The following is an 11,772-nucleotide window of genomic DNA, read 5'->3' as shown; positions in this document are numbered from 1 at the left end:
TGAAATTCAGGTTGCCGTTTTTGGGGACAGACTCAAGTTTTGCAGTCAATGTATCGCCGTCAGGGTCAATGTCATTGGCCAGAACTCCGGGGATTAGGACATTGAGTGTCTTGTCGTGGGGAGTGTTGTAACTGTCACTATTTGCCTGTGGTGGCTGATTAGTGACATTGAGATTTACCGGCACAGTCGTGAAAAAAGGCGGGAAGGCCGCCCCGTCAGTGATGCTGTAGGTGAAGTCGTCAAAACCAACAAAACCAGGATTCGGAGTATAGCTAAAGGAACCGTCAGCATTGAAATTCAGGTTGCCGTTTTTGGGGACAGACTCAAGTTTTGCAGTCAATGTATCGCCGTCAGGGTCAATGTCATTGACCAGAACTCCGGGGATTAGGACATTGAGTGTCTTGTCGTGCGGAGTGTTGTAACTGTCGCGATTTGCCTGTGGTGGCTGATTGGTGACAATGATTTTGACCGGCACCCCCAAAAAAGGTGGGAATGCCCCGTCAGTGATGCTGTAGCTGAAGTTGTCAAAACCAGCAAAACCGGGATTCGGAGTATAGCTAAAGGAACCGTCAGCATTGAAATTCAGCTTGCCGTTGCTAGGGCCAGACTCAAGTTTTGCAGTCAATGTGTCGCCGTCAGGGTCAATGTCATTGACCAGGAGTCCGGGGATTGGAATATTGAGTGTTTTGTCGTGAGGAGTGTTGTAACTGTCACTATTTGCCTGTGGTGGCTGATTGGTGACATTGATATTTACTGGCACCCCCAAAAAAGGTGGGAATGCCCCGTCAGTGATGCTGTAGCTGAAGTTGTCCAAACCAGCAAAACCGGGATTCGGAGTATAGCTAAAGGAACCGTCAGCCTTGAAATTCAGCTTGCCGTTGCTAGGGCCGGACTCAAGTTTTGCAGTTAGGGGGTCGCCGTCAGGGTCAATATCATTGGCCAGGAGTCCGGGGATTGGAATATTGAGTGTTTTGTCGTGAGGAGTGGTGTAACGATCACTATTTGCCTGCGGCGGTTGGTTGATTAAGAACTTGGTGACATTAAGGTCCACCGAAATCGGGGGAGACGCCAATACCCCATCGCTGACGCTGTAGCTGAAGTTGTCAAAACCTGCAAAACCCGGATTCGGAGTATAGCTGAAAGAACCGTCGCTGTTGAAAACTACCTTGCCCTGATTTGGCAAGGACACCAGTTTGGCAGTCAAGGCATCGCCATCGGGGTCGGAGTCGTTGGCTAGGACTCCGCGGGCTGGCAGGTTAAATACCTTGTCTTGGGGAATGCTGTAATTGTCTGGTTGTGGTTCTGGTGGAAAGTTAGTGACATTAAGGTCCACCGAAATCGGGGGAGACGGCGATGCCCCATCGCTGACGCTGTAGCTGAAGTTGTCAAAACCTGCAAAACCGGGATTCGGAGTATAGCTGAAGGAACCGTCTGCTTTGAAATTGAGCTTGCCGTTGCTAGGGACTGACAGCAGTTTGGCAGTTTGGGGGTCGCCGTCGTAGTTGTCGTCGTTGGCTAAGACTCCGCGGGTTAGCAGATTAAATACCTTGTCGTGGGGAATCCTGTAATTGTCTGGTTGTGGTCCTGGTGGTTGGTTAGTGACATTGAGGTTCACCGAAATCGGGGGAGACGGCGATGCCCCATCGCTGACGCTGTAGCTGAAGTTGTCAAAACCTGCAAAACCTGGATTCGGAGTATAGCTGAAGGAACCGTCTGCATTGAAATTCAGCTTGCCGTTGTTGGGGACTGATACCAGTTTGGCAGTCAATGTGTCGCCCTCCAAGTTGTCGTCGTTGGCTAAGACTCCGGGGGCTGGCAGATTGAATACCTTGTCGTGGGGAATACTGTAACTGTCTGGTTGTCCCCCTACCGGCTGGTTTGTGACGTTGAGGTTCACCGGAATGGGGGGAGACGGCGATGCCCCATCGCTGAGGCTGTAGCTGAAATTGTCAAAACCAGCAAAACCCGGATTCGGAGTATAGCTGAAGGAACCGTCGCTGTTGAAAACTACCTTGCCATTGTTTGGCGAGGACACCAGTTTGGCAGTCAAGGCATCGCCATCGGAGTCGTTGGCTAGGACTCCGCGGGCTGGCAGGTTAAATACCTTGTCGTGGGGAATGCTGTAACTGTCTGGTTGTCCCGCAGGTGAAAAGTTGGTGACGTTGAGGTTCACCGGAATGGGGGGAGACGGCGATGTCCCATCGCTGACGCTATAGGTAAAGTTGTCTGCGCCTGCAAAACCCGGATTCGGAGTATAGCTGAAGGAACCGTCGCTGTTGAAAACTACCTTGCCATTGTTTGGCGAGGACACCAGTTTGGCAGTCAAGGCATCGCCATCGGAGTCGTTGGCTAGGACTCCGCGGGCTGGCAGGTTAAATACCTTGTCGTGGGGAATGCTGTAACTGTCTGGTTGTCCCATTGCCGGCTGGTTAGTGAGGTGAATGACGAAAGTCTGGCTAGGCGAAGTATCGATACCACCGTTAAGTGTACCGCCGTTATCTTTCAGATTTAAATTAATAGTAGCACTGCCGATCGCACCTATTGCAGGCGCAAAAGTCAATTATCCTAAAGAGTCGATCGCAGGTGGTACGCTAAACAAAGCAGCATTGTCATTCCCCATCACTTGAAAACTAAGGCGTTGCTGAATTGGGAGATTTCATCATACTTTCATTCAGCAACGCCCCGTTAAAATATGTTTGTACAATATAATTTCCGGCTGATAAGTTAATTGGCGCTGTAGTACCGTTGTATATTTCTAAAGCTTTATTATTACTGCTATAGCAGTTCTCAGAAAGATAAGGATAGCCCAATGCCCAATGCCCTGTTTGGCCGAAGCGTACCTCACCTTTTTGAGAAAGGCTATACCTTCTACATATTCTGATAAAAATACATCTAATGATGGCATAATAAGAACATAATTAAATTAAATATTATAGATAAATATTACTACTATTTAATTATTTTTGTGTCAAGTAATTTTTCAAAACTTATTATAAATCTTATCAATTTAGGTTGCACCGTCAGGTGATGTTGAATGTTAACTGTTTGAACAATAGCGATGCAACCGGAAACGATATCAAACGATCAAGGTTTTGCGATTATTATAAACCACCAGACTTAAGATCGATCGCCTAACAGTTCTTTTGCTACCAATCCCTTCTGAATAGCGAGCACTGCTGCTTGAGTGCGATCGCGCACTTCTAACTTTTGCAAAATCGCGTGAACGTGCACCCGCACAGTCCCCGGAGCAATGTACAATATTTGTGCAATCTCCTGATTGCTTTTCCCACCAGCAACTAAAGCCAAAATTTCCTGTTCCCGCTTCGTCAGTGGATTGTCTAAAACTTCCGATTTTACCCCGACTTTCACAGGTTCAGCATGAGTAAAAACTGCCCTAATTTCCGCAGTTGCACCCTTATCCCACCAAGAAGCGCCCGACGCTACCGATCGAATTGCCAAAACCAAAGTTTCCGCTGCAATTCCCTTGAGACAATATCCGTGAGCTCCCGCAGCCATCAACCTTTCAATTAACGATTTTTGGGAATGGGATGTTAAAATTAAAACGGGAATTTCGGGATGTTGCTGTTTAATTTGGCGGCACGCTTCAAGGCCACCAATTCCCGGCAAACCTACATCCAAAACCACCACATCCGGCAAATATTCCTGAGTCAATTCTACCGCAGTTTCGCCATCTTCCGCCTCGGCAATTATTTGCAAACAACTTTCCTGCTGCAATCGAGTTTGCAGTCCCAACCGAAACAGTTCGTCGTCTTCAACTAGGAGAATTCGTAGGGGAGAATTAGGTTTCATTGGCGGAGATTGCTGGTAGTCGGAATCCAAACAAAGCACCGTGGGGCAATTTGTTTTCTGCCCAAATTATACCGCCGTGGGCGTCAATAATTTGGCGAGATAAGTATAATCCCAATCCCGATCCTTTAGCTTGCCGATCGCTATTTCCTTGATAAAAACGCTCGAATAGCTGCGAGAGTTCCCCTGCGGTAATTCCCAACCCGCTATCGATCACTTTCACTACCTGATAATTTGAATGAGATGCCATCACAATTTCTACTTTGCCGCCTCGTGGAGAATGGTTGAGCGCGTTTGTTAGCAAATTAACAAAAACGCGCTGGAGTTGGACTGCATCGCCGTTTACCCACAAAGAGCGACGGAAATCAGACTCTCCGTAACTGGTACTAATATAAACTCGGCGCGCCGCCGATAAATCTGCGAGTGTGGCGATTACCTCTGTTGCTAAAGCGACTAAATTTACAGGAGCAAGTTGCAGTTTCAAACCTTCAGTATCGTTGCGGTAAACATCCAACAGGGTTTCTACTAATTGTAACGACATTTTGTGCGATCGCGCCATTGTTTCGAGAACCTTTTGCTGATGGGGAGTGACATCGCCAAATTTTGCTGATTTAAAAGCTTTAATTGTTTCGATCGCCCCCAGCATCGGCGTTTTCAAGTCGTGACTCAAAGTAGAGACAAAATCCTCTCGGATGCTGGCTAGCTGCTGCTGAGACTGTAACTGAGCTTTAGCAAGAGCGATCGCTTCTTGGTACTGCTGATTGCGATCGCTCAAATATCCCGTCACTCCCAAAGCCATAATTGCGATCGCTCTATTTGCAACAGTTGCTAGGGCGATCGTTTCTCCAGGAGGAATAAACACATTCAACAGAGTCAAAACTACCGCTACCAGCGTAATTTGTAACTTTCCCAACCGACTCAAGCGCGAATTTGCCAGTATAATCGGCCCCGTGTAAAAGTATCCAAACAGATACTCCGACGGCGTGCTAAATTCCAGCACGATCACAATAGCAAACAAAATGGCTATCGACCATCTTCCTCGCAAATACTTCTCTTGAAGTAGTACATTTTTGGGGATTTTTAAGAAGTTTCTCAAGATTTTTATTAGAAAGAAAGAAAAATAATATAGCAATCGGCAAGGCGATGGCGGACTCGATCGATTGCTGAAAAAGATGAGCTTATTACTTAGGGCTTGCTGCCTCCTGCTACATCTAATTTACTAAAAATCTAAGAAAATGCGTTACGCCTTGGCCTATCTGGACAAAAATCTATAGGATTTAGGCATCGGGGCCCAGAAACCGGGTTTTTTTACGACAATACTTCGTCGCAGCCGACAGATTTGGTAAAAAACCCGGTTTCTTTGTCGGAGTGCATCCAGGACTGATCTAATTATGCGAGATGTCTAATGAAAAGTCGATGAGAAGTCGATGATAACTCACTCACGTTCTCAAATAGCCACCTGATTTAATAAAAATACGGTAGAAAGTGCGATCGAGCTGAAATCTTGCAGCATTCTCAATAAGCTCTAGGATGGGTTCACCTCCAAATTCGCAATAATTCACCGTAAATACTGTGCCACAATATCCACACCAACCCGGCGGATCTGCGGACAAACCTATAGATTCGATCGAGGGACTATGTATCAATAGATACTTGCTAAATATTTACATAGTTTTATGGAATCAACTGTTATGGTTGATGCAACAATTTTTAACTCTAGTTCAATCAGGAATAAGTGCTGTGATGCCAAACTTTAATTGTCAAGTTTCAGGAAGTGCGATCGCCTTTATCGATCGCCAAGTTACAGATTATCAAAGTTTGATGGCCGGGGTAACACCGGGTACCGAAGTTGTAGTGTTACACGGGAAAAGGGATGCGATAGATCAAATTACTCAAATCTTAGCTCATCGCACGAATATTGAGAGCATCCACATCATTTCTCACGGGACTCCGGGAAGCTTGCAACTGGGTAGCAGTAGCTTGAGTTTAGACAATCTGGAAGCTTATTCAGAGAAATTGCAGCAGTGGCGGAATGCTTTTTGTTTGGGCGCGGACATTTTGATTTATGGTTGTAATGTGGCATTAAGTGCGATCGCATTCATCCAGCGCATCGCCCAACTCACAAATACCAACGTTGCCGCCTCCAAAAACCTCACCGGCAGTGCAGCAAAAGGTGGCGACTGGGAACTGGAAACGACAACCGGGAAAATAGCAGCCTCTTTAGCATTTCGGCCCGAAGTTCTAGCAGCATATAGCCACGTCCTTGCAACCTTCAGTGAAGCCAGGAACTATAGTGTACCAAATGCTGGAGACATTGATACGGGCGACCTTAATGGTGACGGTTTCCTCGACTTAGTAGTGACAGGCAAGCAAGATCGCTTCTTCCCAAGAGATATTTCCATATTATTGGGGACGGGTACTACGGGAAGCTTTGCTACTCCTATCAGCTTAGTTAAGCCAGCAGGTAAGGAGAATCCCAATGGCGTTGCAGTGGGCGACTTTAATGGAGACGGCAAACTCGATTTAGCTGTAGCGAATCGTAAGGATTTACAAGGTAACGGCAATTTCGTTTCCATCCGGCTGGGGACAGGTACTGGCAGTTTTGGTGATCCTACCAACTTCGGTGAAAATATAGATCATGCTTCGATCGTAGCCGGTGACTTTAATGGAGATGGCAAGTTAGATTTAGCCACAACTCCTTATCTCGATAACTTCATTTCAATATTTTTGGGAGATGGTGCTGGTAGCTTTGGCACTGCCGTTAAGATTAATACACAAACACGCAAGTTTACTCTTGACACAGCCGACTTTAACGGCGACGGCAAACTTGATTTAGTCACATCGAACTATTCATTGACTGATAACATCTCCGTTTTATTAGGAGATGGTAAGGGCAACTTTAACTCCCCCGTTAACCTTACCTCCCCTGGGACTGAGTATCGCACTGTTGTCACAGGCGACTTTAATGGCGACGGCAAACTCGATATCGCGGCTAATAATAACACCAATAAATCTGTCTCAGTCTTTTTGGGAGATGGTACGGGTAATTTTGATACTGCTAACAACTTTAGTGTCAAACGTTCTCTATCTTTTGGTCCCGAATCTGTGGTTGCAGGGGATTTTAGTGGCGATGGCAAACTCGATTTAGCCACGCCTAGCCACACCATTCGGGAACTTTCAGTCTTGTCAGGAGATGGTACGGGTAAATTTGGTACTCTCAGCAACTTTACGCTCCCGTATGCCCCGAACAATGATGCTTATTATATTGCTTTTGCGGTTGCGAGAGATTTTAATGCTGACGGCAAGTTGGATATAGCTACGGCTTCCGGTCAAAATGTCTCGGTTCTGCTGAATACATCGAATACAGTTAATTTCGGTGCGGTCACTTACAACAGTGTGGAAGGAACAACAGACACAGTAGTTAATATTCCCGTCAAGATCACCGGTGGCACTCCCTTAAACGATGTCGTTGTGCCAATTCTCCTCGACCCCACTAGCACAGCCACCGAAAATTCTGACTACACCTTTTCCCCTACTTCGATTACTTTCCCCGCAGGTGCAACAGGTGACGCACTCACCAAAAATATTGCAGTTACTATCAAGTCTGACAATATCTCTGAAAACCCAGAAACCGTAATTTTCAACCTTGGCACAATTACCGGTGGCATTGCGGGTTCCACAAAACAAACCACACTAACTATTTCAGATCAAGTTTCTGTTGCTTATGACATTGCCACCAATGCTGCCACCCTTGATGAAGGCAATAGCGGCAAAAAACCTCTAACTTTCACTGTAACTCGCAGCAACGTCACTAACGGGGCAAGTAGCGTCAAATATGCGATCGCAGGAACAGCTACCAACGGCAGCGATTATAACAATATCGGCGGTACTTCTGGGGCAAAAACTGCTACTGGCACGATTAATTTTGCGACGGGTGAAACATCAAAAACCATCACTCTGGATGTGTTGGGCGACACCACGGTTGAACCCGATGAAACTATTACCGTCACCCTGTCAGATCCCACAGGCATCGCAGCGGTAACACCGATAATTACCGCTGATACCGCTACCACGACTATTATTAACTACACTGCACCGACGCCAATATCGCCAACGCCGACACCGACGCCAATATCGCCAGTGCCAACGCCGACACCCACACCGACACCAATACCATCGGAAACTCCAACGCCAACGCCAGCGCCAACACCAGCGCCAACGCCAACGCCATCGGAAACCCCAACACCAACGCCAACGCCAGCCCCAACACCAACGCCAGCCCCAACACCAGCGCCAGCCCCAATACCAGCGCCAATACCAGCGCCAGCGCCAACACCAACACCAGCGCCAGCGCCAACACCAGCCCCAACACCAACACCAGCGCCAGCGCCAACACCAGCCCCAACACCAACGCCTGCGCCAATACCAGCGCCAACACCAACACCAATTCCCACACCATCGGAAACTCCGACGCCCGCGCCAACTCCAACTCCGACACCAAGTTCAACTGAAAGTGATTGCATTTGCAATACTATTAAATATCCAAATTGGGATTTACCCAATGAAGCTGAAAATATTATCACCAGCAATGGCAGCGGTGAAATCCAGTTTGGTACTCCCGATAATGACGCTTTTTACGGCAGTTCAAATCCGAACATATTCGATGCGGGTTTCGGCAATGACAACTTATACGGAGGCGAAAACAACGATACTTTTTACGGAAACAAACAAAATGATTTTATTAGTGGCGATCGGGGAAATGATACCCTGTTTGGTGGCAAAAATAATGACATCATTGTTGGCGGTGAAGGTGAAGACCTCATTTTGGGCGATCGGGGCAATGATTCAATCAATGGCAAGGAAGATAACGACTTAATTTTTGGCAATGTCGGTGCTGATTTTATCGACGGCGGTGAAGGTAACGATCGCGGCTATGGGGGCAAGGGAAATGATATTATATTTGGCAGCGAAGGTGAGGATAGTCTTTACGGTAACTTCGGAGATGATAGTATCTGCGGAGGTGCTGGCAATGATTTCTTAAATGGAAATCAAAATAACGATTTGCTAGACGGATGCCTTGGGAATGACACTCTTTATGGTGGCGATGATAACGATACATTGCTGGGAGGTAGCGGTAATGATGTTTTGTTCGGAGAGAACGGTGATGACAGTTTGAATGGCGGTGATGGCACAGACCTTTTGTTCGGAGGAAATGGTGATGATTTGCTGACTGGCGGTTTGGGAAGTGATATTTTGTCAGGAGGTGCTGGCAATGATAAATTCTTGATTTCCACCAATTCTGGCATCGATACTATCTTGGATTTTGAGGATGGCAAAGATTTGCTAATACTCGCCAACAATCTCACTTTTTCCCAACTGTCGATTACTCAAGAAAACAGTTCAACTTTCATCCGTTTGTCAGCAACCGGTCAAATTTTAGCTTCTCTCAATGGAGTGTCTGCCAGCTCGATAAGTGCTGCCAATTTCAACATAGCTTAGACAGTCCCGGACAAAGGTATTCTATATGTAGGGCGCGTAGTGCGCGCCTTACTGCTACTTGTAGCGCATCAAACTATATGAGTGCGTAAATCCTGTTTGTTAAAGCATCGATCGCAATTGTGGCGCAAAAAACAGCGTTTACACAGCATCTATACCTGCAAGTATAGATTTCAAACATTATCTAAACATTCGCCTATTAGTAAAAGTATATAGCAGATAATCATAAATCCTAAACAGTAACTTATATCTTAAGACTAATTATCAAACACCCCAAACTTCTGTAGAGTAATCAATATAAAGTAAACCTAACCTTGCGGCCTACGGGAGTCGTTTATGAGCTTTGCAGAACCAAAACTCATTCAAGTACCGATCCAATTCAACAGCAGTTATTGCGGCATAGCACTAAGTGCCATACAATTGCCCGATAACTGCTATTGCTTGGGATTAACAAGAGAAAACCGATTAATTATAGCCAGCGAAATTCCAACGATTTTCTGCGGAGATCGTATTTTAGCAGTAGCAATTAATCGGGCGATAGGCTGCGAACTAGAAGTAACCTTAAAGAAAACTCACCCCGTTTTGTGGACTTCCTTCCGAAGCCATTTTCCGAGGAGTGAAGCGGATTTATTCAACAACGAGGATTTTTTAACTAAGTTATGCTGCAAGGATTAATTCAAATAGCATTAACGCTAATCATTTTAATCGCGATCGCGCCAGTCTTCGGCAATTACATGGCGCGGGTGTACATGGGAGAACGAACTTTCCTCGATTCCGCCATGAAACCCGTAGAACAACTCATCTATAAAGCCGGCAACATTCGTGTTGTAGATTCCATGACAGGGTGGCAATATGCGCGATCGCTATTATACAGCAATCTAGCAATGGGCATATTTGTATTCTTAAGCTTCATACTTCAGGGAGTGCTACCTTTAAATCCCACCAGCCTAAGTTCACCAACCTGGGATACCGCCCTACACACAACAATTTCATTCCTCACAAATACCGACCAACAGCATTACTCCGGCGAGACAACATATAGTTATCTATCCCAACTAACACTGGGTTTTTTAATGTTTACCTCAGCCGCCACAGGTTTAGCAGTAGGAATTGCCTTTATTCGGGGACTTACCGGCCGCCCATTAGGTAACTTTTACATTGATTTAATTCAATCAATCACCAGAATTCTCCTGCCATTATCTTTAATAATTGCCTTGCTATTGCTAATTTCAGGAGTGCCAGAAACCCTAGCAGGCCCCCAAGTTGCCACCACCTTAGAAGGCAGTACCCAAGTTATTTCCCGCGGCCCAGTCGCTCACTTTGAAAGCATCAAACAACTAGGAGAAAACGGCGGCGGATTTTTCGGGATTAACTCGGCTCACCCCTTAGAAAATCCCAACCCTTTTACCAACCTGCTAGAAACCCTAGCAATGGTTTCAATCCCTGCAGCATTCATTCATACTTACGGCAGATTTGCCAACAACAAAAAACAGGGATGGCTGATTTTTTGGATGGTATTTATAATTTATGTTGGCTTGATTGGCATTGCAGCAGTTGGCGAATACCAAGGCAATCCTCAAGTCAATAACTTGCTGGGTTCCGTACAACCCAATTTAGAAGGAAAAGAAGTTAGATTTGGCTGGGCAGAAACTGCACTTTGGGCGGTGACTACGACTGGCACAATGTGCGGGGCCGTGAACGGAATGCACGATTCTTTAATGCCTCCCGCAGGTTTTGCTACTCTGTCTAACTTGTTTCTGCAAATTGTTTGGGGCGGACAAGGAACAGGAACAGCTTACTTATTTATTTACCTGATTTTGAGCGTATTTCTCACCGGATTGATGGTTGGTAGAACGCCAGAGTTTTTGGGACGCAAAATTGAAAAAAATGAAATAGTTTTAGCCAGTGTGGTTTTGTTAGTTCACCCGATCGCAGTTTTAATCCCAGGCGCCATTACCCTCGCCTTTACCGACAGCTTGAGCGGCATCAGCAACCCTGGATTTCACGGCATCTCCCAAGTGATGTACGAATACGCTTCAGCGGCCGCAAACAACGGTTCAGGCTTTGAAGGATTAGGAGATTCTCAACCCGCAGCAACAGGACTTTGGTGGAATTTAAGCACCTGTTTTAGCTTGCTGATGGGGCGCTACGTTCCAATTATTGCAATGCTGCTGCTAGCTGACAGCATGACCAACAAACAACTCGTTCCCGAAACAACCGGAACACTCAGAACCGATTCCATCTTATTCACCAGCGTAACCGCAGGAGTAATCGTCATTCTAGGCGCGCTGACATTTTTCCCAGTCCTAGCTTTGGGGCCAATTGCAGAAGGATTTGAAATTAGCAGCAGCAAATTAGAACCCGCACCAATAACTGCGCCATCGCCTCTGGGAACACCAACTCCCCCACCTCAGTAGCAAAAAAAAATCAACCTCACCCTTCTCCTTCTCTGCGCTCTCTGCGTCCTCT

Annotated in this window: 6 protein-coding genes; 2 read left to right on the top strand and 4 right to left on the bottom strand. The window is 46.3% G+C overall.

The window, feature by feature from the left end:
* The 4 genes from QUB52_RS07680 to QUB52_RS07665 all read right to left on the bottom strand — a co-directional run.
* Positions 1 to 2,560, bottom strand: a 2,560-nt coding sequence (locus QUB52_RS07680) for an Ig-like domain-containing protein (RefSeq protein ID WP_332976148.1), incomplete at its 3' end; no start/stop codon positions are given.
* Between the two features lie 557 nt (positions 2,561 to 3,117).
* The gene (locus QUB52_RS07675) at positions 3,118 to 3,810 is read right to left on the bottom strand and encodes a response regulator transcription factor (RefSeq protein WP_332966162.1); all 693 of its coding nucleotides are present in this window, start codon (positions 3,808 to 3,810) and stop codon (positions 3,118 to 3,120) included.
* The gene (locus QUB52_RS07670) at positions 3,800 to 4,825 is read right to left on the bottom strand and encodes a sensor histidine kinase (protein ID WP_332976147.1); all 1,026 of its coding nucleotides are present in this window, start codon (positions 4,823 to 4,825) and stop codon (positions 3,800 to 3,802) included. The genes QUB52_RS07675 and QUB52_RS07670 overlap by 11 nt, the downstream gene beginning before the upstream one ends.
* 421 nt (positions 4,826 to 5,246) lie before the next feature.
* Positions 5,247 to 5,453, bottom strand: a complete 207-nt coding sequence (locus tag QUB52_RS07665) for a hypothetical protein (protein ID WP_265239171.1) — start codon at positions 5,451 to 5,453, stop codon at positions 5,247 to 5,249.
* A 97-nt stretch (positions 5,454 to 5,550) separates the two neighbouring features.
* Between QUB52_RS07665 and QUB52_RS07660 the strand changes: the two genes are divergently transcribed.
* Together QUB52_RS07660 and kdpA are read left to right on the top strand one after the other, a co-directional pair.
* On the top strand, positions 5,551 to 9,306 hold the full coding sequence (locus QUB52_RS07660; protein WP_332972803.1) for a DUF4347 domain-containing protein: 3,756 nt from the start codon (positions 5,551 to 5,553) through the stop codon (positions 9,304 to 9,306).
* Positions 9,307 to 9,962: 656 nt separating this feature from the next.
* Positions 9,963 to 11,720, top strand: coding sequence for a potassium-transporting ATPase subunit KdpA (gene kdpA, locus QUB52_RS07655; RefSeq protein WP_332972801.1), 1,758 nt, complete (start codon positions 9,963 to 9,965; stop codon positions 11,718 to 11,720).
* Positions 11,721 to 11,772: the final 52 nt, after the last annotated feature.

This window comes from Microcoleus sp. A6-C6 (assembly GCF_036705955.1).
GTDB lineage: Bacteria > Cyanobacteriota > Cyanobacteriia > Cyanobacteriales > Microcoleaceae > Microcoleus.
The sequence above is the reverse complement of the archived record's forward strand: the minus strand, read 5'-3'. Positions and strand labels throughout refer to the sequence as shown.